Genomic DNA, 24,671 nt, shown 5'->3' with positions numbered 1-24,671 from the left:
GCTCAAAGCTTCTAGATCCTTTTTTCTCTCAGTTTAGATACTCTTCCAGCGGCAATAATTAATATGCGTTCACGATACAACCTACCAAGAAATATCAGAAAGTTTATACAGAAGCTAATTCTGCGAGGATATCGAAAATGGCTAACGATCTCGCTAGTCAGCATATTTGTGATGAGTTCTTTTTTCCCCATACCGTTTCCCCAGATATTTAAGAGTGGAAATTTAAAGAGAATAGAAATACCATCAATAATTGAAGAAGCAAATGCCCAAGCAGTGCCAGCGCTATGTGGAGTACCAGGGAAAGATGGAGTCGGGGCACCCTCAGGGATCATCAACACCTACTATCCAGGAGTAGGCACGGTCGCAGCAGGAGCAACATCGATCGCCGTCGGAACGAAAGATATCAATGGAGCCACAACGGATATAGCCGCAGGGGACTTGCTGTTGATTATCCAGACACAAGACGCAGCGATTGACTCCACCAATACAGATGCGTATGGCGATGGAGTAGGAGGAGATGTACCCGCCTTAGTAGCAGGAGGAATCCAACCAACGAACGGAGCGAGTGGTTATTTAAGTGGGAGTGCAGGGAATTATGAATATGTAGTGGCAACAGGGGCAGTGAGTGGAGGGTTAGTACCGATCAAAGGAACGAACGGAGGCGGACTGATCAATAGCTATGTGAGTGCCGCAGCGACGGCAACCCAAGGTCAGAAAACCTATCAAGTCGTGAGAGTACCGCAATATTCGAGTGCGACCTTAGGATCCGCAACATCATCCTACTGGAATGGAAGTACGGGAGGAATAGTTGCCTATGATGTCGCAGGAAACTTGAGCTTAACAGGGGGGATTGATGTTAGTGGTAAAGGGTTTCGAGGAGGAGGAGGTCGCATATTAAATGGTGATGCTGGGCTTAATACAGACTATCGAACGCCATCGACACAGAATAATAATGGGTCTAAGGCAGAAGGGATTGCAGGAACGCCAAGGTTTGTTATCGACCCATCTACCCTAACCCTCTTAGATAATGTGACTGAAGGTTATCCCAATGGCAGTTATGGGCGGGGGGCTCCTGGCAATGCGGGAGGAGGTAGTACCGATGGCGATCCGATTCTTAATGATCAAAATTCTGGCGGCGGCGGTGGTAGTAATGGTGGCGCAGGAGGAATTGGAGGGCGATCGTGGAGTTCTAACTTACCGACAGGCGGGTTTGGCGGTAAGCCTTTTCCAGCTACGACCAGTCGTTTAGTATTGGGTGGCGGTGGCGGTGCTGGTACTAATAATGATGGATCTTTTTCTCCACCAAATACCGATAATTCTGGTAGTGGCATATATAGTAGTGGGGCACCAGGTGGTGGGATGGTCATGCTGCGGACTAATACTGTTAGTGGTGTCGGGACGATCAGTGCTAATGGAAGCAATGCTCGCGATGTGACTAAGGATGGTGGCGGCGGTGGTGGTGCTGGCGGGAGTGTGCTAGTCTCTGCTCTCAGCAATAATGTTACTGGGCTTACTGTGAACGTTGTCGGTGGTAATGGTGGTAGTCCTTTCTTTATTCAAAATCATGGACCTGGCGGCGGCGGCGGTGGCGGTGTTGTAGTCTCTAGCTCTGGTGTCGCCACAAATCTACAGGGAGGCACCGCTGGAGTAACGGGAAATGGAGGGGGCGATCCTACCAATGGAGCGGTAGCAGGAACGGGATTAGCGGTACCAATTTCCGTGGTTACTGTTCCAGGAGCAAGTTCGGGCGCTGCTTGTGTTCCCGCGTTAGCTGTAGTGAAAAGCACCAGTACACCGATAGTCTTTCAGGGTGGTCAGGCAACCTACAAAATTGTGGTAAGCAATGGGGCGGGTTTAGCAACTGCCAATAATGTGACGATCGCAGACAATAGTTTGCCCACAGGGTTTACCCTTGCGGCAAGCCCTGCACCGACCATAAGTTTAATTGGCGGCTCGACCCGACCTACTACCAGTAATCCAACCGCAGGAACTAGTAATTTGTCTTGGGGAACGTTCTCGATTCCAGGAGGAGGATCGGTGGAGATTCAATTTACCGCTGATGTGGGCAATGCTGTAGCCACTGGAACCTACAATAATCCAGCTTCAGCGACCTATACCGATCCTGCTACGAGTGCTCCAAAAACTGTTAACTATAACGTCGCCAATACTGGTGAAGATGTGACAGTTTCTGATGCGCCTAATCTTAACGTTATTAAACGGGTTACCGCGATTAATGGTACTAGTATTAGTGGTTTTGCTAGTACTACTGCGACCTTAGGTTCTAATGATAGCGATGTAAAATGGCCCGCAGCTAATACGCAGTATTTAAGGGGGGCAATCTCCTGCCCTTCGACCAATACTCCTACCTGTCCAAGTGTTCAATCGGGAGACCTACTAGAATATACAATTTATTTTCTATCTAATGGTGCTACCCCTGCTAAGGATGTCCAATTCTGCGATCGCATTCCCGCCAATACGATCTTCCAATCTAATAGTTATGGTACTGGTAGCGGTATTTTACTGGGATGGGATAGCACAGGAACAGTATTACCTGACCCAAACAACTCCACGACAGGAACTGGTAAGGTTGCCTTGAGTAATAGTGCCGATGCCGATGCGGGAAGGTTTTTGGCTAGTAATGTATCGTCGGCCACATCTCCCTCTCCCTGTAACAATGGAGCGAGTAATCCCGATGGCGCTATATTGGTGCAATTGGGATCAAGTACTTTAGTACCCGTGGCTACGAGTTCGGGAACTCCAAAAAATTCCTATGGATTCGTGAGATTTAAGGTTCAGGTACGTTAAATTGGCAAAGTAAATTGAGGATCGAGTTTTGCAGATCGAACAACTCGAACTAAATTTGTGGGAAGCGATCGCTACTGCCGCTCAGGTTCCTGAGGAGGCAAATTTGCCAAAAGTGTTAGATCTGCTAGATCTAACTTTATTGGATTTAGATACGCGATCGCAACTGCGGGTAGCTGGTGAAGCAGTAATTCAGATTGCCGATCTGTTTAGGGATCGTACCAATTCGCTATTTGAGGAGCTACAGGCCCAGTCGACAAATGAAGGTCCAGTAATGACTGATGATGCTTTCGATCGTTATATTCGTCAATCGGTGATCGTCGATTTTGATCAATTCATAGCGCCATTGTCGAGTTTACCAAGGAAGTCTCCTGAACGAGTTAAAGATGGCAATTCCATAGTTAGCCCCGTGGATAAACAGACCTTAATTCAGCTTTTAGAGCAAGAAGATGTTCTTTCTCCAGAGCGACAAATTGAGTTAGTCATGAGTACTGCTCATGCTGAAAATGTGTCCGATTGGATTGAGGCGATCGCCAATTGTCTCAGTCACTATGATCTGCCTATCCGTTTGCCTGATTTAGTAAGTGCTTTGCCACTGCCGATTGTAGAAATTTGGCTAGGACTATTGTTAGGAGGTTTTCATTTAGTACAAAAAGGGGCTTTCTATGATTCCCAACAATTATGGATTGACCGAAGTTAATATGCACTATGCTTTGAGCCACTGCTTGAGATTTCTTTGCGCTCTAATTGCTCAGTTGTTTTTGCTCAGTTGTTTTTGCTCAGTTGCCTCTTGCTTAGTTGCCTCTTGCAATTGACCGTGGACAGCTAACCATATGCAGGGAGGTTCGTTGCTTGTAAATTCAACGCGATGCTTTGTATGGGCAGGCAGCAACAGATAGTCTCCTGATTTTAACTCTATTCGTTCGCCATTAAAGTAGGCAATTTCTGCTTTCCCCTGTAATAAAATTACCCATTCGTCAGTTCCTTGATCGTACCATTCGCCATCTGGGGTAGTTTGTCCTGCTGAGATAATTCTTTCGATGAGAAGGTTTTTGCTAGAGATAATTTTTTCAAATATTTCTTGCTGATTTAACTCCGCAGGAATTTCATAGATGTTGGACATAGCGCTAAACATGTTTGTTAAATTTTGGGAATTGGTATTATTCGTATAAAAGCAACATTCCCCCATTCTTATCATAACGTTATGATAAGAATGGAATGACTTGGTTAGCTTAGTATAATTAAAATCTAGAGTTAAAGCCTATGGCGTAATCTGAGTCTTAAGGTTTTGGTTTATCGGCAGCTTTTTTTATGCCAAGTTAAGAAATGGCGTAGCCATTTCTTAACTTGAAAACTCTTACGAGGTTTAGTTTTTAATTCACGAAAGCGTTGATACACTTTTGGGGATTGGTATAACAATTGGCATCAGATGATTACCTTAAAGATAGGGTAATTATAACGAAATACTGATTGCTTGATTCTTATCATAACGTTATGATAAATTCTACGAGCATGGAAATTTGCTCCAATTTGCAGGCTTTACATTAAGCTAAATTCAAATCTATAGACCCAAAAAATAGGAAAAATGAGCCGAGTAATAGCAGTATTTAACCAAGCTGGGGGGGTAGGAAAGACGACGGTTGCCCAAAATCTTGGCTATCATCTTGGTAACAGAGGACATAAAACTCTTTTGATAGATATGGATCCCCAAGCTTCACTAACGGCATTTATGGGAATAGATACTAAAAACTTAAACTTAAGTATTTATAATTCATTAATTGCTGAGATTGAAGGTGAGCAGCCGATCGCTTTGCCGATTATTACCGATCTCTATGGGATGGATTTATGTCCAGCCAATCTCAATCTTGCTAAGGCAGAACAGCAGCTTGTATTAGAAGAACTAAGAGAATTTCGATTAAAGGATGCGATCGCTCCTTATCTCGAAACTTATGATTTTATGATTATTGACTGTCCCCCTAGCCTTGGTATTTTAAGTGTGATTAGTTTGGTTGCTGCTACTCATGTACTTGTGCCAATTCAAACTCAGTTTAAAGCCTTGATGGGGACAGACTTATTACTCGGAACTACCAAAAAGATCCAGAAACGACTCAACAAAAATTTAAAGTTAGCGGGATTTTTACCCACAATGTATGCCTCATCTACTGCCATGGATCAGCAAACTCTGTTTGATATTAATGGTCAACTTTCGGCGATCGCACAGGTATTTTCTCCTCTCCCCCGTGCTACGGCTTTGTCGGAAGCTACAAAGGCACTTAAGCCATTTGGGGCATATCTGGGTACTAATAAAAAAGGTAATAATGGCGCAATTTTGAAAATTTTTGATGAAGTTGCCGAGGCAATGGAAAAACTATGATCAAACCACCATCTAAAGTTCAAACGAAACTGTCAAATATTGCTCTATTTGATGATGATGACGATGAGATTAGCAAGTTTGATGGATTAATTTCGATTAGTGATATTTCTTTGCCCCAACAGCAGCCGAGACGTTATTTCGATCCTGTCAAAATGCAGGAACTCCAAGAATCAATCCGACATCATGGTATTCTCGAACCGATTCTTGTCCGCCCTTTAGGAGATGGCTATGAATTGGTTGCGGGCGAACGACGATTGCGAGCAGCCAAAGAATTGGAGCTTAAGGAGATTCCTGCCATCATTCATGAGTTAACGACAGAAAAAGCCTACGAGATCGCCCTGATTGAAAATCTGCAACGTGAAGAATTAAATCCTGTGGAAGAGACGGAAGCAATTTTACAGATTTTGTCATTGCGATTAACGTTACCTGAGAAAGAAGTGGTTTCCCATCTTTACAAAATGCGTGTGACTCCAGAACAGGAGCGGGAGGATGCCTTCGCAGTGATCTCTAATCAAGTCATTAGTATTTTTGATTCATTGCAAACGATCAAATGGGAATCCTTTGTGGTCAATCGCTTGCCATTATTAAACCTGCCTGAAGAGGTTTTAGAAGCCCTTCGTCAAGGTCAGATTGAATATACAAAAGCTACAGCGATCGCTACGGTTAAAGATATTGAGAAAAGGCAATCTCTTTTGAAAGAGGCAATTAATTCAGGATTATCTTTGCTCCAAATCAAAGAAAAAATTCGCGATATTAAAGCAGGTCAAATTACCCTAAAGCCAGTAACTCTGAAGACCCGTTTTACCAACTCTATGCAGCAATTAAAAAAATCGGCGATATGGGATGATCGCTCAAAGCAGAAGTCTTTAGAAAAGCTTATCCTTCAAATAGAGGCTTTACTCGGCTAAAGTGAAGAAGTGTTTGCCATTAAGCTTTTAAAATTTTTATTCTAAAAGAGCGCACCTTTTAGGTGTGCTCTTTTAGAATATATCCATGTAATATCAAGTTAAGAAATGGCGTAGCCACTTCTTACAGCAATTATAGATCAAACGAACCACAGGAAAATTCTTGAAAGCGTTGCTTTGCAACGCTTTCAAGAATTTTCTTAGTTTGGGTTTCAGTGCAAAGTGCTGTAACTTGAAAACTCTTACTAGTTTTAGTCTTTAATTCACAAAAGTGTTGTCACACTTTCGTGAATTGATATAAGCCAACTATTTTGGAGCTTCACTACAGTCAAGCTTCTCAGACGCTTTTAAAAATGCTCGCTTAGCCGCCATTTTGTTCTTGCGATTGGTGTAGCGCTTAAAGCTACGGACATCGCGATGGCGGGTTAGCTCCATAGCTAAAGATGGATCTAACTCATATTTAACAATTAAATTGGTGGCAAAAGTATGTCTTCCTCGATGGGAATGAAGATCGATACCCGTTTTTTTGGCAAGATCGTCCATGACATGACGCACACCCCAATAGGTTAAGCGTTTGCCATAATTGCGATTAGAAAATGATATAAACAAAGGCGATTCTGGATGTAGTTCCCCTTCTTTCTCTTTGCGCCAGTCTAAATAGTTATTAATATGATGCAATCCCAGTTTTGTTAAAGGTACTTCTCCCTTGCTATCCCACTTAGCTACAGGAATTACCAACTCCCCATTACAATAATGTTCTACGTTCAGATTGCATAGTTCTTCCCCTCGTAGTCCATGTAATAACACTGTGAATAGGGCGATATCTCTGACAGGAAATTTGCTTAAAGCGATCGCTTCATAAATTTGCTCTACTTCTTCATCATCTAAATCTTTAGCAACAGATTCAGGCAATCTTTCTAATTGAATCCCTATAGTTGGGTCAAATTCCACATATTCAGAAATCAACAACCACCGATAAAAAGACTTTAGAGTTTGTAAGACTCGATTAACCGAGCTGAGAGCTAATTTTCTTTCTTTGAGTAAAAATGTTTTAAACTGAGCTACTTTACGGCGAGTCACATCGTTCCAAGTAAGACTGCACCAATCCATAAATATACGTAAGTCAGCTTGGTAAGCTTTCTTACTTTTAGGTTGTAAAGATCTAGAGGCAAGAAACTCATCTACTTTGGCTTGACGTAAATCTATTGATATTGGTTTATGGGGAGTCTCACTACCATAAACTAACAAAACTGGTTCAGGAGTAGGATTTTTTAACATTAATTTATTTGAATATTAAGATAATTTCTACAGAAAACTAAAATTGTCCGCATTACAGCGCTTCGCGCTCAAACCCAAATCAAGGAAATTTTTGAAAGCATTGCTTTGCAACGCTTTCAAAAATTTCCTTGATTTGGGTTTGAGCGATAATTGCAGTAAGTGAGATCTAGAAACTGTTCAAGAAACTCTAATGCTGGCTCTATTCTATTTTCTTGAATTTTACGTTGGGTAGACTTGGAGGGCAATGGTATTGTGACTAGCTTAGTATCTTGATGATCTAGGTTAATTTTAGAACAAATAAGAGACAATTATTTGCTCTAAGTCAATTCTATGACTAACTAAATTTTATGACGGTGTTAGGCGGCATATCGTAACTTGGCTTTTAATATCGCGATATTAATCGCGATATTAAATTTATTTTTGCTACAGGTTTGGCAGGGATCCTTGCCTGATGCTATCTTTCACAAACTATTAAGTATTGTAAGTGTTGCTAATTAAGTATTGTTAATTAAGTATTGCTAAGTAGTTGGTCATAATTAAAAAACAGAGTCAAAAGCTGTGGCACATACTTAGAGTGCACCACAGCTTTTGAGGTTTAAAATTTAATTTTGGCTAGCCACTTATAGCAATATGTCATATCACTATGCAATATATGAATATTGTCATTTTTTGTTGTTTCTAAAAGCATTCATCCTCCTATTAATATTTGTGAATTATCATATTTCAATCTTGATCTTTTCAATAGTGAGGCTTGTATGTTAGGTTTGATTCGTTATTAAAAATAACCTATGAGCAAAGTATGAGTAAAAATCAAACATTTGTAAAATCGGTTGATTGTCAGACTGTCTCAGAAACTGTTTATGATGCAGTTATCGTAGGTTCGGGAGTAGCAGGGGCTATTGTTGCCAAACAATTGAGCGAGCAAGGAAAGCGGATTTTAATTATTGAGGCAACCCCAAGCAAAGATTTAAGCATTGCAGGTTTTCAAAGTTACGTTGATCACTTCTATAGTGCAACTGCAAAGGATGCTAACTCTCCCTATCCGTCCAATCCTAACGCTCTAAGTCCCAACAATATAGATGACTACTTTCAAGAATTGGGTCCCATGAAGCTCGGTGGTTCCTATACCCGAATTACAGGTGGAACTACAATGCATTGGGAAGCTAAGACCCCAAGAATGTTACCAGAGGATTTTCAACTATATAGTAGGTATGGACAAGGGCTAGATTGGCCGATTACCTACGAAGAACTGATGCCCTACTACCGTAAAGCGGAGTACGAGATTGGCGTTTGTGGAGACGTAAAAGAGCAAGAATCATTGGGCGTTATTTTTGATGAGGGATATGTCTTTCCAATGGAAAAGCTTCCTCCATCTTATTTAGACGAAAAAGTTCGCGAGAAAATTGATGGTACTAAAGTTGAACTAGCTGGCGAAACCCTAACTTTAGGGCTGACAACTTTCCCTCAAGGGCGTAACGGAGTGCCTAATCCTAACTATGATCGGGGCAATGTTTTCGTACCCGATGGCGTTACGAGTGAAGAACCCATCGAATATGGAGAACGCTGTCAAGGCAACGCCAATTGCGTGCCAATTTGTCCTGTTCAGGCAAAATACGATGCCCGTAGAACCTTGGGTAAAGCATTTCAGACTGGTCGAGTGGAGATGCTAAATCAATCCGTTGCCTTTCGAGTAGAAACTAATCCCGAAAACGGTCGGGTAGTTGGTATTCACTATAAGCATTATGAAGATCCCGATTCGCCACAACATACTACAGGAGTTGCTAAGGGTAGCTTATTTGTTTTAGCTACTAACGCAGTCGAAAATGCTCGATTGATGCTTGCTTCCGAATTGCCTAGCACCAGCGGACTTATGGGCTGTCATCTAATGGATCACCCTTTTCTCTTAGCTTGGGGCTTGATGCCAGAGGTAACGGGTACTATGCGTGGTCCGCTTTGTACATCAGGAATTGGTACTTTCCGCAAAGGAGCTTTCCGACATCAACAGTCTGCCTTTGCCATGGATATTCATAATGATGGTTGGGGCTGGGCTACTGGTTCTCCTTACACTGAAGTAGTTGATGCTGTTGATAATAAGAATAAGTATGGTCAAGAATTGCGCCAGACCTTAATCAGTCGGATTTCACGGCAGTTATTACTAGCATTCATGTGCGAATTACCAGCCGATCGCAGTAATCGCGTTACGATTGATCCTCAATTCAAAGATCAATTAGGGAATTATCGTCCTGTCATTTCTTTCAATATATCTGATTACTGTCTCAAGACCTTTGCCTATGCCAGATACATTTCCCGCTTGATCTTTCAACGCTTAGGAGTAGAAGACTACACCCATTACGATAAGTCAGATCCTCAATACTTTACCTATGCAGGAGAAGGATACTTTTATAAAGGTGGAAATCACTTTTCGGGAACCCATGTGATGGGAACGACAAAGAATAATTCAGTTGTAAACTCAAAACTTCGCTCTTGGGATCATGAGAATCTTTACCTTGTTGGTGCAGGAAGTATGCCATCTATTGGCAGTTCTAACACCACATTGACTCTTGCGGCTCTGAGCTTTTTGGCTTCTGAGGAAATGCTCAAAGACCTAGAAACTAAATAAAAAAAGGGATTTAAGAATTAATTATTCTAATTGATTATTCTATTGTCGAAATAACATAACCGAGCATATATTGCTAGCAGAGGTATTATGACCACGGACAAAGATAGTTTAAAGCTAATTAATACGGTTGAGGAACTACGATACTATCTGATCCAAGCGTTGAAGATAGAACATGCCACCATTCCTCCCTATCTAACCGCATTGTATTCCCTAAAATCAGGCAGCAATTTAGAGGCTTTCCATATTATTCGGGCTGTTGCTGTAGAAGAGATGTTGCACCTTACCCTAGTTGCTAATGTCCTAAATGCAGTCGGTGGAAGTCTTCAATCAACTCTAACTGCTCCCGATTTTATCCCTACCTATCCCACCTATTTACCCACGGGATCGACAGATTTTAAAGTAGGTTTGAGCAAGTTTTCTCCAGAAACGATAGAAACTTTTCTTAATATAGAGCGCGCCAAAGAAGTTGCTGAAGATCAACCCTTAGTTGTGTCGCGCACTTTGCGTGAATGCTTGCTCACTATTCTCAATTATGATCCGACCTATACCTTTTACAGTATTGGTTTGTTCTATGCTGAGATCATCCGAGGTTTGTATGCTCTCCATAAAGAAATGGGTGATGCGTTGTTCTGCGGTAATCCCGATCGCCAGATTACCCCACAGTACTACTATAACGGTGGCGGAGATATCATTCCTGTTACCGATCTAAACTCAGCTATAAAGGCTTTGAAGGTGATCCAAGAGCAGGGAGAGGGATCAAGAGCAGGTGCTGTTTATGATGCAGAACGCCAAATCTCCCATTACTTCCGATTTCAACAACTATTGCTGGGTCAGTTCTATGTGGTAGACAGTGACGATCCTACCAATTCCGATCTTCCTGATCATCCCACTGGTAAGTCCTTTACGGTAGATTGGGATGCGGTTTATCCACTCAAGTGCAACGCTAAATTAAGCGATTATAAGCCTGAAGATTCGGAATTGTACGCAGCCGCTCAAGAATTTCAGCAATCCTATAGTAATTTCCTTGCAGAAATTGAATATGCTTTTGACGGTCATCCTGAAGCTCTAATCCCTGCTGTAGGTGGGATGTTTCGTTTAAAAGAGCAGGCTAATTTGCTCATTCGTAACCCGATACCTAGTTTAGAAGGAGTTAACGCAGCACCAATCTTTCGATTGGATTAAAAGTTCGCTCTTATCAATCCTTTAACTCAAATTATTAGAATTTATGAATGATCGACTTGAATTTATAGAGTATTTTCTTGAATTCTCAGTAATCTTGACTGGGTTCTCTCGCTTTCATCTGCAAGGAACCGACCAAGTTTCCTCTTACTTTGATACTGTCCGAAATGTTGTTGGCGATGATTTATTTACAGAGCTTTTAATCACCTTTCATGAGTTGGATCTAAAAGCCCAAAGTGAAGGTGATGAGTCAATTTTAACTAATGGTCTGCGATTGGACATTCTTGGTTCTGAAAAACTTGGTCCGATCGCTCGAAATATTATTAAGATCTGGTATGTAGCTACTTGGTATCCACTACCAAAAGCTTGGCGAGATAACTTTGGGACTAAGGAGAAAGATGGGACTTTTGTTGTTAGTCCGCAAGCTTATCCTGAAGGGCTTTTATGGCCAACTCTTGGGGTTAATCCGCCAGCGGCAAAAGCCCCTGGTTATGCAACTTGGAGCGATCCACCTAAGGTTAGTCTTAATTCCTAATTTAGGTTAAGGGGACGTTAATAATGTCTTAATAATTAAGTTATTAAGTTGTAAATAATATGAAGCTCTTTCTATCTTTTTATTACTAAAACTTAATCTTCATCTTCCCTAAACCTCTGAGATAATTTCTACAAGCATCAAAATTTTTACTAAATTTTATTGCTAAACTTTATCGCTCAATTCTATTGTCTAGTTCTAAGGTCAAACTATGAGTATCAAAAGTTGGTTCCGTGGCTTCTCAACGATGGTCATTGCTCTTTTCTTGAGCTTCATGTTTTGCAATCTCCCCGCCCATGCCTTTGTGGCAACTGACTACCAAAAACTACTGATTACCAATGCCTGTAACAATTGTGATTTGTCAGGAGCCGATCTTTCTTATAAGGACTTGTATGGCAGCGCTCTCAATGGGGCAAATTTATCTGGCGCAAATCTGTCGGGAGCTTTGCTCAATGATTCCAAGCTTAGAGGTGCAAATTTAAGTAGAGCCAATCTATCTGAGGGGATTCTGATGGGAGTAGACTTCAGCAGAGCCGATCTGACAGAAGCAAATCTCTCGAAGGCAGATTTGTATAATTCTCTTTTGAGCAGTGCGAATCTGACTAAGGCAAACCTGAAATCTAGTACTCTCGACTCCTCGATCGCTACAGATGCAAATTTTTCTAATGCGATCGTGACGGAGACTACACTAAAATCAATAGTTCTTTCACGAGCGAATTTGTCGAACGCAGATTTTTCTAATTCCAAAATGAGAAATAGTAGATTGACAAATTCAGATCTTCGGGGGGCTAAATTTGGAGGTGCGGATCTGAGTAATTCAGTCATGCCCGATGCAACTACTTATAATGGTGATGTGACTAAGTTTGGAGCTTCTAATTAAGTTCTAAAACTTTATGTTGATTTGACGATTTTCAAAACTATGATTCAGAAATCGGGAAAGGATAGAACGGGTTATATTTCTGTAAGAAATTTATTGAATCGGCAATCTTTGTCTGGTAACAATCTTGAATAATGCAATCTGTCTATTACTTTTCCGATTTCTGTTTATTCAATCAATCCAATATACTCTTTAGGCTTCAGGAATAAAAATCATGATGATCAAAGATGAGCCTTCCATTTTTCTAGCCCAAACTGTCCGTAAGATCAGACTAATTGGCACTTCATTAGTCTTGGCTACTATCTTTGTTTTGGGCAGTATGACTTTTTCTCCATTTCAAGTCAATGCGGCTCCGCTGCAAGAACAGCCATTGATCGCTCAGGTTTCCGTTAAGCCAACTAATAAGCCTACGGTACGTGTACCTAAGTTTGATTCTAATAAAGTCTTTTTAGGAATTACGCCTACAGGTTGGAGCAATAGTGACGATCCCAGTATTGACTTGGTTCCACCTATTCCTTACCGACAAATCTTTAGCGAAATGGCGCTAGCGGGTTTTAAAGGTTCGCAAATGTCAGGTAAATATCCTCAAGATTTAACAGAATTAAAAAAAGAATTAGGATTGCGAGGTTTGACAATTTCTGAACCATGGGTAGGCACTTATTTCACTATTGGGGATAAAACGGATAGCCAGAAAATATTCGACCAACAGCTTGCCTTTATGAAGTCAATTGGTGGCGATACGATTGTGGTGGCGGAGTTAGGTGGAGCCGTTCACCAGCAGCCGATCGCCCCTTTACCAAATCGCCCAATTTTTAACGATGCTCAGTGGAAAGCCTTAACGGATGGTTTAAATGATTTGGGTAAGCAGGCTCACGATGCAGGTATGAAGCTTGCCTATCATCCCCATGTGGGAACTGGAGTGGAGACAATGGCTGATATCGATCGCCTTATGACTGGAACTAATCCTCAATATTTGAGTTTACTTCTTGATACGGGACATCTTTACTATGCTGGAGTCAATCCTCTAGAAGTGACCCAAAAGTATGCTGGTCGCATTAAGCATGTTCACCTCAAAAATATTCGTAAGCCGATATACGAGCAATCTAAAACAGATGGGCTGAGCTTTTTAAATTCGATTCGGGCAGGAGTTTTCACTGTTCCAGGGGATAAAGAAGGCGATATTGATTTTAAGCCGATTTTAGATAGGCTGGCTCTTGCGAAATATGAAGGCTGGTTGATTGTGGAAGCAGAACAAGATCCCAACAAGGCAAATCCTTTGCAATATGCTTTGATGGCTCGCAGTTATCTCAAGCAAGTTACTGGACTGTAATCCAATTTGATGATTCTCAAAATTCAATCCGATGGAAACATAATCTGATTCTATTTTGCTATCAGGTTATGTATTTATACCAAGTTGAGAAATGGCGTAGCCATTTCTCAACTTAAAAACCCTTACTAGGTTTAGTTTTTAATTCATAAACTTGTAGCAACACTTTTGTGAATTGGTATTACTTATAGAGATTGATAGGAATAGATTCTTGGGATTGGAGCAAAATATTAGGAGCGATCAAACAGAGAGGGATCAGCTGAAATGATGAAAAAATGTATCTGTCTTTTAATCTCAATTCTAGCAATTTGTGCATTTGTTCTACAACCCATGTTCATCCCATCGGCTTTGGCTCAGTCTCAGTCTACAGGTAAGACGGGCTGTGAGAAAGAGACGATCGATATTGAGAAATATGGAGGTAAACCTTTCCAAAATCCTGAAGAGATTAGATCTAAGAATGGGCTGCTGGAAACTGCGATCGAAGTTAGATACGCTCAAAATCAGATTGCAGCTTGCTCGGTGAATCTGCGCTCCTATAACGGTAAATTAGTTGGTCCTACTTTGCGGGTTAAACCAGAAGATACTATCAAGGTTAAGTTAATCAATAATCTTCCCCCAGAGAGCAATCCCCAAACCAACCAGAATAATAACCTACCGCGTGCCTTCAATACCACTAATTTTCATACCCATGGTCTTCATGTTTCTCCAGAGGGTATTAGCGATAATGTTTTGCGTGAAATGCCACCTCAAGAGCATTTAGGCGATGCGCCGCCCAAATATCCAATTGAGATAGCTCTTCCCGATCACCATCCTGGTGGAACCTATTGGTATCATTCCCATTTGCATGGATCGACGGCTTTACAGGTTTCGAGTGGCATGGCTGGAGCCTTGATAGTTGAAGGTGGACTCGATTATATTCCTGAAATTGCGGCAGCCAAGGAAAAGATTTTTGTTTTCCAACAGATTACCTATGACGAGCAGGGAACAATAGAAAACTATAACGATCTCACTCCTACTGGTTGGACAAATTCCAAGCGCTACACCACTATTAACGGTCAAATTGTTCCCAAGATTGAAATGCGTCCAGGGGAAGTTCAACGTTGGCGGTTTATTCATGCTGGGGTAGGAGAAAGTCTAAATTTGCACCTCACTCAAGTTAGCGATAATCGCCCAATCTCACTCCGTGAAATCGCCTTGGACGGCATTCCCTTGGGGCGAATGGATAATTGGAATAGGGAAGCTTTAGAACTTGAGCCGGGGTATCGCAGTGATGTCTTGGTAAAAAGTAAGCTTCTTAAAAATGGTCAGCGATCGCAAGAATATGTGCTCGTTGATTCGCCCAGTTCTCCTCAAAAGTCCTTAAAAGGCGCAGGAGAAACTGGCAGCATTTTGGCTAAGGTTGTGGTTAAAGGGTTACCAGTTAAGATGGCATTACCTAGAGCCGATCAGCTTGCCAAAGTTGCTATGCAGGAACAGCCCTCCGATATTGTGACTACTGATGGTGAGCAAAAAGTTGAATTTAGCTTGATAGCTTGCTCTGCATCCGATTGTAAGCAAAAGTTTAACTTTGAAATTAATGGACAAGAGTTTAGTCACGACTCTGAACGTACTTTGACGCTTGGAAAGGCGGAAGAATGGAACTTAACTACTAGCGATGCCTCCTTAGCTCCGAGTCATCCTTTCCATATTCATGTTAATCCCTTTCTTCACCAGCGTTCCAACCCCCAAGGTAAGTTGGAGAAGGTCTGGCGCGACACCCTTCTAGTAACTCAAGGTCATCCCGAAAAGATCTGGACTCGATATAGTGATTTTGTCGGTAAATTTGTTTTACATTGTCATATTCTCGATCACGAAGATCAGGGCATGATGCAGCTTGTAAACATTGTTCGAGAGAAGCCCAACAATACAATTTCCCAAATGGAGAATAATCATGCGATTTATTGATAATGAAAAAATTAGAGTTGTATTTGAAGAAATATATCCTAACAATGTGCGATCTCGAGACTTGGCATCCTATGGAGAAATGTACACAGAAGATGCGCTGTGGATTCCTCCCAATGCTCCCGATCGCTGCGGTAAAGACGATATCATTGAGGGCTTCGCGAATACAATTGCCAATCAAGACATCGATCCCATTTTTACCGCTGAAGAAATTGAAGTAATCGGAGATTTTGGTTACGTACTTGGGACTTCCATTGCGACAATTTATCCCCATGACGGTAGTTCTAGCAAAGTCGTTCGTTATCGAGCTCTATGGCTAATGGCAAAGGAAGGCGATGAATGGAAAATTAATCGCCAAATTTGGAACGCGAAACCTTAAAGATTGGCTTCTATAACCAAATTTGCTCGTTAAATTTATGCGTTATAGCATTCTGTCGCCACTGAAAATCTATACTATTAAAGTAAAATTATGACCGTCAATTCTCCTCTACCTGATATCTATCTGAGCTTTTTCATGTTTACTACGGACATGAAACCGACAGATTTAGACTATCGAAAAACAGTGGTGAATCACATTAAGAAACTGCAAGAATTTGGCTATAGTGGGTTTGAATTCCCGATCGCTCCTACTTTCAATCAAAGTTTTGCTCAAGATGTCAGCAATTATCAAGCACTACGCGATTATCTTGACGGTCAAGGTTTGGATAAGGTGAAAATTGCGACCAATGTCGGTGCAACGAGAACGTACGATCCCACCTCGTCCTATCCCGCCCAGCAGCAACAAGGCTTAAAGTATCTGAAATCGCGGGTTGATATTACCGCTGCTTTGCGGGGTGAGATTTTGATGGGGCCAATTGTTCTTCCCTATGGGGTCTTTCCTACCACTGATTTTAACGAGCCAATTTGGAGCGATCGCCTTCAAGATCTTTTGGTAAAGCGCTATCACCAAGCTCAACCCATTCTCAATGAATTGGGAGAATATGCCGTTAGCAAAAAAGTGAAATTAGCGATCGAACCGATTACGCATTGGGAAACGCCTGGTCCCAATAAACTCTCGCAATTGATGACTTTTCTTGAGGGTGTTAACAGTCATCAAGTCGGAGTCGTCATTGATAGTGCCCATGAAACCTTAGATGGGGATGGTCCGACGATCTTTCAAACTCAAGTCGCTCAGCTAGCTACGCAAAAGAGATTGCACTACATTCAAGTGTCCCCGCCCGATCGCGGAGCCGTACATACGAGCTGGTTGCCTTGGCAAGATTTTCTGAAACCCGTGCTAAAGGTTTATAAAGGACCGATCGCCATTGAGATTTTTAATGCTATTCCTGCTTTTGTGAACTCTCTGCGGCTATCTCGGCGTAAGTTTTGGATTCCTGAAGAAGACGCTCCCAATTCTTACCCTAGCGCCTATGACATTGCAGAAGCTGCAATCAAGAAAACTCAAGAAGAATTGAGAAAAATCATCAATCCTAATTAATGCTCCCTTAATAACATCGATGTTAAGATCGGAACTGCCTTACGCCTTCTATCTTAACCCTACAACCTTGATATTCCAGCAAGCTCGATCGCTGAAGAAGGATGAATTGATCATGATGGCTAGAATCTTCCCAATCAAAAGAATTATCTCGATTTGCTTGGTTTTTTTGATCACTTTTTACATCGTTTTGGGACATAGTAAAGAGGCGATCGCCCTTACCCCAGATTCCGCAAGAACCGTAAGAACAAGTATGGGAAAATGGAAAGTATTGCCTATGCCTGCTATCTCTGATCGCACCCAGTCAGTGCATACAACCCTATTGCCAAACGGTAAAGTATTGGTAGTCAATGGTAGTAGCTTTCGGACTGAATTAGATCGAGAAAACGGTCAATATAAGTTTGTTGAAGGAATTGATGTCTCGGATTATGCCGTAGTTAATAACTCAGGTTTGCTCGATCCTAAAACAGGAAAATTCGAGCGAATTCCTTCACCTCCAGCGCTTCGCTTCGATAAAACGATCGGTAAAAATGGCGCAAATACGACTAATGATCTTTTTTGCTCTGGGCATGTCCAGTTAGCCGATGGTAATGTGTTATTTGCGGGTGGAACTAACACCTATTACCCTGGTGGAGCCTTTACGGGAACTAAATGGTTAAATCTCTATGATTGGCGATCGGGTAAATGGAAAGACCTTGGACAAATGCGAGATGGACGTTGGTATCCAAGCCTAATATCCTTGGCTGACGGTAAAGTTGCGATCTTTGCTGGACTAAAACTTGAAAAACCCAATCAAATTAACACCAGTGTCGAAATTTACGATCCCAAAACCGATAAACTCCATTACTTCGATCTTACCACTATCAAAAACAGTCCTTTTAATACCAAAGTTGGGAGTGATGATATTTATGATGGAATCGATCTCTATCCTCGAGTTTTTCCTTTAAAGGATGGAAGACTCTTAATTACAGGCGATGAAGCAGGTATTGCAGGGGTTCTAGTTCCTCACTCCAGTAAGAAAAGCTATCTGATGACTATTAATGATTTAGGAAATGGTCAACTTTCCTTAAGCTTTGAAGTCGGACCCGATCGCTTAGAAACTAGTAAAGCTTACGGAACGGCGCTCCAAATCCCTAACTCGGAAGAAGTGCTGCTGTTAGGTGGTCTGATTGGTAGCAATAGTATCAGCTATGGAAGAGAAGGGAAAATCGATCCTAATACTTTCCCCCCTGATGTGGTGAGAGTTTCCACCAGTTTGCAACATTGGATTTCTCCTGCTAAAAGTGCGCAAAAGAATGGGAAGTGGGAAATCGTCCCCGATTTTTTTAAACAACCAAGAGCCAATTTGCAGGCTGTAATTCTTCCGACTGAAGAAATTTTAGTCCTAAATGGTGGTGAATATCCAGAATATAAGCCAATTTATCAACCCTTGTTAATGACTCCTGATGCCCAGTCTCTCTCAGGATATCAAACCAAAACTTTGAATCCTGCCAAACTGCCAAGGCTTTATCATAATGGAGCAATTTTATTACCCGATGCCCGAGTTTTAGTTATTGGTGGCAATGCTAATCGGACAGCGAGGGAAAAGGATGGCACACTTCATGTTGATGTTTTAGGCGATCCTAAAACCTTCTTCCGCTTTCCACAATTAAAGAATAAGGCAGGAGAAATAGAGTCCTTTGATATTGATACCTACTATAACGATCCTCAGCATTACTTTGCTGATGGTAATGTGGAGCCTTTCGTACCTTCCGAAATTTGGCAGGGTGAGATCTTTAGTCCTCCCTATCTATACAAAGCAGGGCCTCGTCCTGAAATTACTAGTAGTCCCCAAATCTTAAAATATGGTCAGTCCGATGGCATTGTGGTAAAAAATGGTACGAGTAATCCTTCGGTTGTGATGGTCAAGTTAGGAACGGTTACCCATTCCTTTGACTATGGACAGAGGCTTGCCAAGTTACCCATTAAAGTTGCCCAAGACAATTCATCTGTGGGGATTACAGCTCCAGATAATCCCCATCTTTATCCTCCTGGATACTACATGCTTTTTTATCTAAACGATATTGGTAAACCTTCCCATGCTCAAATCGTGCGGCTTCAATCTTGATGCTAACTTTTGATGCCGATTTGATATTTATTTGGTTTTTATTGGCGTTGTTTGCAGATTCTAAGACAAATCGGAGATTTAAAGATATGGCACTCACCGAACAGGATTTTAAAAATTTACCTGAAACTGGTATTGACCCAGACAATTCTGGCAAATACCAAGCTCTTCTAGATGACTTGCAGGGTAATATTCTGAAGGGACATGGTCGTGATTATACTGTCGATATATTTGTGCAGTGGAAATCGGATGACATTCCCGCAGTTAAGGAATGGATTATAAACTTTACTAAAGGTTATGTTACTTCAGCACAACTACAGGCTGATGAATCGCGCCGTTATCGTGATCAAAAAGTCTCTGGCAGTGTTTTTGCGAATTTTTATTTAACTCGTATCGGCTATGAGACATTGGGCTTTGAAGCCTTTCAAATCCCCAAAAATCAACCCTTTACGATGGGTATGCAATACGAAGGTATCAGAACATCCTTGGGCGATCCTAAAGTTACAGATTGGGAAGTAGGCTATCAACAGAAAATCCACAGCTTGATTGCGATCGCTGATGATGATCAAGATAGTTTATTAAAATTTGCTAATCAAATTACCCAAGAACTCAGTAAAATTGCCACTGTTCTCCATCAAGAAAATGGATTTATTCTGAGGAATAAGGATGGACAGGTTATTGAACATTTTGGTTTTGTTGATGGAATCAGTCAACCTTTATTTATCAAACGCGATATTGTCAAGGCTCAAGCTAGCGATCGCAATTTCTCCAAATGGGATCCCCGCGCTCCCCTCGATCTTGTTTTGGTTAAAGATCCTAACGGACAAACCGAAGATAGCTATGGGAGCTATCTGGTCTATCGTAAATTGGAGCAGAATGTTAAAGCTTTTCGGGAAGATCAGCAAGCACTGGCGCAGGCGCTAAAAATTCAAAATGAATTGGCAGGTGCTTATGTGATGGGGCGCTTCCCCGATGGAACGCCTGTAACGATATCGGATGTTCCAATGCACCCACGGAATCCCCCTAATAACTTCAATTACGATCAGGACCTTACCGCCACAAAATGTCCTTTTCATGCGCATATTCGGAAGACAAATCCAAGGGGTGATTCCGTAAGAAATTCCAATGTAAATTTAGAGGAGGAAAGAGGACATCGTATCGCCCGTCGTGCTGTTAGTTATGGCGAAAAAGATCTAACTAATGCATCGACTGAGGGTTCTGGTTTACTGTTTTTATGTTTTCAGGCGGACATTGAGAATCAATTTAACTTCATGCAAGCGCGATGGTCTAACGCAAATAACTTTGTTAAGGTTGGTGTTGGTCCCGATCCCCTGATTGGGAGCCCTCAGGGAACTCAACATTGGCCGACAGAATGGAGTAAAAGCTCAACTCAGGATTACAACTTCAAACTATGGGTCAAAATGAAGGGTGGAGAGTATTTCTTTGCCCCCAGTATTAGCTCTTTGAAGAACTTACCCTAATTATACCAAAACACAAAATGGCTACGCCATTTTGTGTTTTGAAAACCCTTACTGGGTTTGGTTTTTAATTCACAAAAGTGTTGTCACACTTTCGTGAATTGGTATTCGTGAATTGGTATTCGTGGCTTCGCGAAGCCACTTATCTTTTGGGGTTTGCGCTTAAATCCAAACCAAGAGATTTTTGCAATTGTTGCGAAGCAACAATTACAAAAATCTCTTGGTTTTTTTGAGATCGAAGATTGCGGAAAGAAGCAAAAGAAGGGGCGCAATGCGCCCCTTCTTTTGGTGAAGATGTTATAAAAATGGAATTTTTAAGATGCAAAACTAGCGATCGCTTGCTCGACTATGGCTAAGGCCTGGTCGATCTCGGTTGCAGAAACGATTAGTGGTGGCACAAAACGTACAACCTTAACACCCGCAGGCACTAACAACAAACCATGCTCGATGCCTGCGGCAACCACATCACGGGCTTGGATATTACTGGATTCTTGCAGTACTAAACCATCGATCAAGCCCCAGCCTCTCACCGAAGCAATATGTTGGGGATAGCGATCGCAAATAGCCTGTAGTCCCGTGCGCAGTTGTTGACCGCGCTCTCTGGCATTGGCGATCAGATTATCATCGACCATCGTATGGCAGACCGACAGTGCCACCGTGCAGGCAAAGGGATTGCCACCAAAGGTACTAGCGTGATCGCCAGGCTCAAACACATCACAATGCGCCTTGCACATCATCGCTCCGATGGGAATGCCCCCACCTAAGCCCTTTGCCGAAGTAAAGATATCGGGCTGGATACCGAGGTTTTCGTAACCCCAGAGCATTCCACTGCGTCCCATACCCACCTGCACTTCATCGATAATTAGCAGGATCTTCTTCTCGTCACAGATTTCTCTAATTCTGGCAAAATAGGCGCGATCGCCAGGATTGACTCCCCCTTCTCCCTGCAAGGGTTCGAGCATGATCGCGCAGAGTCTACCTTCGTATTTCTGTACGGCAACCTCAAGGGCGGCGATATCATTGTAAGGAATATAGTCAAAGCCCGATACGAGAGGAGCAAAATTTTTATGATATTTGGGTTGCCCTGTCGCTGTCACCGTCGCCAGAGTGCGTCCGTGAAAACTGGCATTGGCTGTCAAAATTAAAGGATCGGTAATACCAAGCTTGGTATGGGCATATTTACGGGCTAACTTAATCGCTCCCTCATTGGCTTCTGCCCCTGAGTTACAGAAAAAAGCCTTGTCTGCACAGGAGTTTTGTACCAGCCATTTAGCCAATTGCCCTTGAGCCGCAAAATAAAACAAATTAGATGCGTGGTGCAGGGTTTGAATCTGATCGGTTACCGCTTTGATCATGGCAGGATGTGCGTGTCCCAACGTACAAGTAGCAATGCCCGCCACGAAATCTAAATATTCCTTGCCCTTGCTGTCCCAAACACGACAGCCTTCGCCGCGATCCAAGGCGATCGGAAAGCGAGCATAGGTATTCATCACATACTGATTAAACTCGGCGATCGCGTCAGGAGAAACTTGACTAGCAGCCTGAGCTTGAGATTGTACTTCTAGCGTAGTTGGCGACATGGATAAAAATGGGATAATGCTGTTAATTTCATTATGAATGATATGAGAGTTTTCGTAGGAACTTCTGTAGTGGAATTAGCCGATTAAGGCGTAGATTATTTGAAGGTGTAGTGTTGACGCACCTCTAAATACCTCTAAATAGATGATTTGCAAACAGTAGGCTCAGCAGGTAGAGATATGCCATACATTATTCAAAATCAAGGAACTCCCCATGAACGTATTTGCGATCTGAGATATGGCGTAAATACGATTGGAAGAGGATTAGATAATAGTATTGTCGTGGAAGACGATGCACGCAGCCTCTCCCGCCATCATGCCGAAATCCAAGTTACTGATAAAGGCATATTTGTTACCGATCTCAATAGTAGTAATGGCACGCTGGTCAACCAAATCAAGATCGCACAGCAAAAGCTCAATCATAACGATCTCGTCCAATTTGGCAGTGTCATCTTTCGATTAGTGGATGAATTAAAAAGTGATGCTAGTAGCTCTGGTAGTGAGATCAATGCTATCGCTAACCCCACCAATGCCAGTTCAGGTTTATCGATCTTGATGCGGGTCTCTCCAGAAAAATCTCGTGTGAATATGCAGGATTTGCTCAAGCAAAATATCGTCTCCTCTGGCTCGGTGTTGATGATCCAAGAATCGGATGAGGCTCAACGAACATCAGCGAAATTACGAGTATTGCTAGAGGTCAGCCAAGAACTTTCATCGCCCGAAGCCTACTCCGCTCTACCTGAGAAAATTCTAGAGTTGCTACTCAAAATCATGTCGGTCGATCGCGCTGTGCTATTGCTGGTAGATGAGAAAACGGGGAATCTAGAACCCAAAGCAGCTAAATTTAGTAATCCCAATGCTACTGCCAATCTTGATTTTTACAGTCGCAAAATTGCTAATTTTGTCCTGAAGCAAGGCGATGCGATTATCAGTGATGACGCTTCGGGCGATCGCCGCTTTGACAGTTCTCAATCGATCATTCAGCAATCAATCCAAGCAGCTATGTGTGCGCCCCTAAAACCAAGGGATCGCACGATCGGCGTGCTATACGTGGATAACCTCTCCCACGGTCATGCTTACCATAAGGAAGATTTAGAATTTTTGAGCAGTCTTGCTAATCAGGCGGCGATCGCGATCGAGAATGCAAATCTCTATCAAAGTATGCAATCGGAAGTAATCCGTCGCACTAAATTAGAACGATTTTTTCCTGCTGCGGTCAGTCAAAAAATTGAAGAGGGTTGGGATTTAAATCGGATTATTGAGACAGAAGTTACGGCTTTATTCTCAGATATTAGTGGCTTTACCGAAATGACAGCACCGATGCAGCCACGCAAGGTTTTGGAATTCTTAAATGAATATTTCAAAGTGATGGTTGAAGATATTGTTTTTCCTTTTGGGGGGACCTTGGAGAAATACATTGCGGATGCCTTGCTTGCCGTTTGGGGTTCTCCCTATCAAAGAGATGATGATGCGATCATGGCAGTTAATGCGGCGATCGCCATGCAGTGGGCGATGCGAAAATTGAATGAGGATTGGACTGAACAAGGACGGGATCTGCAAATTCAAATTCACATTGGACTGAATACGGGGATGGTTGCTTCGGGCAACATTGGCTCTGAAAATCTGATTCAGTATACAAATATTGGCGACACGATGAATGTAGCTAGCCGAATTTGCACAGCGGCGCAAGCTGGTGATGTATTTATCTCTGAGAGTACAAAGGTAAAGATTGAAAGTTTGCATTTACCTTTAGAGAAGTTAGACTTGATTAAAGTTAAAGGGAAAGAAGAACCACTGCAACTATATCGCATCCTCTGGGAACAGATTGATATTCGCGAACTGAGCAGTAAGACCAGAACGATTTTTCCCTCATAAACTGTTAATACCAATTGACTGAAGTGTTGGCTCACTTCAGTCAATTAAAAAACAAACGCAGTAAGGTTTTTTGAGTTAAGAACTGGTGTTACGTGGAAGCTTTCAATACCCTCACCCCTAGCCCCTCTCCCCTTTTGGGGGAGGGGAACCAGAAATTAGTCTTACTCCCCCTCTCCCTTGATGGGAGAAGGGGCTGGGGGGTGAGGGCGATATTCGTTCCACGTAACAATCAGTTAAGAAATGGCTCCGCCATTTCTTAACTTGGTAAGTAGTTCGGCATAATTAAAAACCAAAACCAGAGAGCATACCGCCCGCTACGCGGGCGGTA

18 protein-coding genes are annotated in these 24,671 nt (G+C 42.2%); 15 read left to right on the top strand and 3 right to left on the bottom strand.

Annotated features, from left to right (window positions below):
* Positions 1-63: 63 nt before the first annotated feature.
* Both PSE7429_RS05930 and PSE7429_RS05925 read left to right on the top strand, forming a co-directional pair.
* Positions 64-2,805 (top strand): beta strand repeat-containing protein, encoded by a 2,742-nt coding sequence (locus PSE7429_RS05930; RefSeq protein ID WP_009626183.1) that lies wholly within the window; start codon positions 64-66, stop codon positions 2,803-2,805.
* Between the two features lie 28 nt (positions 2,806-2,833).
* Complete coding sequence (locus PSE7429_RS05925) at positions 2,834-3,502, top strand: hypothetical protein (protein ID WP_009626182.1); 669 nt, start codon at positions 2,834-2,836, stop codon at positions 3,500-3,502.
* A 51-nt stretch (positions 3,503-3,553) separates the two neighbouring features.
* Here the strand turns inward: PSE7429_RS05925 and PSE7429_RS05920 are convergent, their stop codons facing one another.
* Positions 3,554-3,925 (bottom strand): cupin domain-containing protein, encoded by a 372-nt coding sequence (locus tag PSE7429_RS05920; RefSeq protein ID WP_009626181.1) that lies wholly within the window; start codon positions 3,923-3,925, stop codon positions 3,554-3,556.
* A 462-nt stretch (positions 3,926-4,387) separates the two neighbouring features.
* Between PSE7429_RS05920 and PSE7429_RS05915 the strand changes: the two genes are divergently transcribed.
* Complete coding sequence (locus PSE7429_RS05915; RefSeq protein ID WP_009626180.1) at positions 4,388-5,176, top strand: ParA family protein; 789 nt, start codon at positions 4,388-4,390, stop codon at positions 5,174-5,176.
* Entirely contained in the window at positions 5,173-6,084 is a 912-nt protein-coding gene (locus PSE7429_RS05910) for a ParB/RepB/Spo0J family partition protein (RefSeq protein WP_009626179.1), read from the top strand. Before PSE7429_RS05915 ends, PSE7429_RS05910 begins: the two co-directional genes overlap by 4 nt.
* A 303-nt stretch (positions 6,085-6,387) precedes the next feature.
* Here the strand turns inward: PSE7429_RS05910 and PSE7429_RS05905 are convergent, their stop codons facing one another.
* On the bottom strand, positions 6,388-7,359 hold the full coding sequence (locus tag PSE7429_RS05905) for a tyrosine-type recombinase/integrase (protein WP_009626178.1): 972 nt from the start codon (positions 7,357-7,359) through the stop codon (positions 6,388-6,390).
* 799 nt (positions 7,360-8,158) lie between these two features.
* Here PSE7429_RS05905 and PSE7429_RS05900 point away from each other — a divergent pair.
* The 10 genes from PSE7429_RS05900 (at position 8,159) to PSE7429_RS05855 (ending at position 20,894) form a co-directional block, all read left to right on the top strand.
* Positions 8,159-9,979 carry a GMC family oxidoreductase gene (locus PSE7429_RS05900; protein WP_009626176.1) on the top strand — a complete coding sequence of 607 codons (1,821 nt, stop codon included), beginning with the start codon at positions 8,159-8,161 and terminating at the stop codon, positions 9,977-9,979.
* An 87-nt stretch (positions 9,980-10,066) separates the two neighbouring features.
* A complete protein-coding gene (locus PSE7429_RS05895; RefSeq protein WP_009626175.1) occupies positions 10,067-11,161 on the top strand; it encodes a ferritin-like domain-containing protein in 1,095 nt (364 codons plus the stop codon).
* A 43-nt stretch (positions 11,162-11,204) separates the two neighbouring features.
* Positions 11,205-11,693 (top strand): hypothetical protein, encoded by a 489-nt coding sequence (locus tag PSE7429_RS05890; RefSeq protein ID WP_009626174.1) that lies wholly within the window; start codon positions 11,205-11,207, stop codon positions 11,691-11,693.
* Between the two features lie 208 nt (positions 11,694-11,901).
* Positions 11,902-12,570, top strand: a complete 669-nt coding sequence (locus PSE7429_RS05885) for a pentapeptide repeat-containing protein (protein WP_009626173.1) — start codon at positions 11,902-11,904, stop codon at positions 12,568-12,570.
* Between the two features lie 211 nt (positions 12,571-12,781).
* The gene (gene iolE / locus PSE7429_RS05880) at positions 12,782-13,897 is read left to right on the top strand and encodes a myo-inosose-2 dehydratase (RefSeq protein WP_009626172.1); all 1,116 of its coding nucleotides are present in this window, start codon (positions 12,782-12,784) and stop codon (positions 13,895-13,897) included.
* Between the two features lie 327 nt (positions 13,898-14,224).
* Positions 14,225-15,838 carry a multicopper oxidase family protein gene (locus tag PSE7429_RS05875; RefSeq protein ID WP_202950404.1) on the top strand — a complete coding sequence of 538 codons (1,614 nt, stop codon included), beginning with the start codon at positions 14,225-14,227 and terminating at the stop codon, positions 15,836-15,838.
* Positions 15,825-16,214 carry a nuclear transport factor 2 family protein gene (locus PSE7429_RS05870; RefSeq protein WP_009626170.1) on the top strand — a complete coding sequence of 130 codons (390 nt, stop codon included), beginning with the start codon at positions 15,825-15,827 and terminating at the stop codon, positions 16,212-16,214. Before PSE7429_RS05875 ends, PSE7429_RS05870 begins: the two co-directional genes overlap by 14 nt.
* A gap of 90 nt (positions 16,215-16,304) precedes the next feature.
* Positions 16,305-17,312: a sugar phosphate isomerase/epimerase family protein gene (locus tag PSE7429_RS05865; RefSeq protein WP_009626169.1), complete on the top strand. Its 1,008-nt coding sequence runs from the start codon at positions 16,305-16,307 to the stop codon at positions 17,310-17,312.
* 19 nt (positions 17,313-17,331) lie between these two features.
* On the top strand, positions 17,332-19,416 hold the full coding sequence (locus tag PSE7429_RS05860) for a galactose oxidase early set domain-containing protein (protein WP_009626168.1): 2,085 nt from the start codon (positions 17,332-17,334) through the stop codon (positions 19,414-19,416).
* An 86-nt stretch (positions 19,417-19,502) separates the two neighbouring features.
* Positions 19,503-20,894, top strand: coding sequence for a Dyp-type peroxidase (locus tag PSE7429_RS05855; RefSeq protein WP_040687473.1), 1,392 nt, complete (start codon positions 19,503-19,505; stop codon positions 20,892-20,894).
* 311 nt (positions 20,895-21,205) lie between these two features.
* On the opposite strand, the gene PSE7429_RS05850 is transcribed toward PSE7429_RS05855, so the two are convergent.
* Positions 21,206-22,471, bottom strand: coding sequence for an aspartate aminotransferase family protein (locus PSE7429_RS05850; RefSeq protein WP_009626166.1), 1,266 nt, complete (start codon positions 22,469-22,471; stop codon positions 21,206-21,208).
* 177 nt (positions 22,472-22,648) lie between these two features.
* Between PSE7429_RS05850 and PSE7429_RS05845 the strand changes: the two genes are divergently transcribed.
* Positions 22,649-24,343 (top strand): adenylate/guanylate cyclase domain-containing protein, encoded by a 1,695-nt coding sequence (locus PSE7429_RS05845; protein ID WP_009626165.1) that lies wholly within the window; start codon positions 22,649-22,651, stop codon positions 24,341-24,343.
* Positions 24,344-24,671: the final 328 nt, after the last annotated feature.

It is taken from the genome of Pseudanabaena biceps PCC 7429, assembly GCF_000332215.1.
GTDB lineage: Bacteria > Cyanobacteriota > Cyanobacteriia > Pseudanabaenales > Pseudanabaenaceae > Pseudanabaena > Pseudanabaena biceps.
Note: the sequence above shows the minus strand (reverse complement) of the source record. Positions and strands in the feature narration are given on the sequence as shown.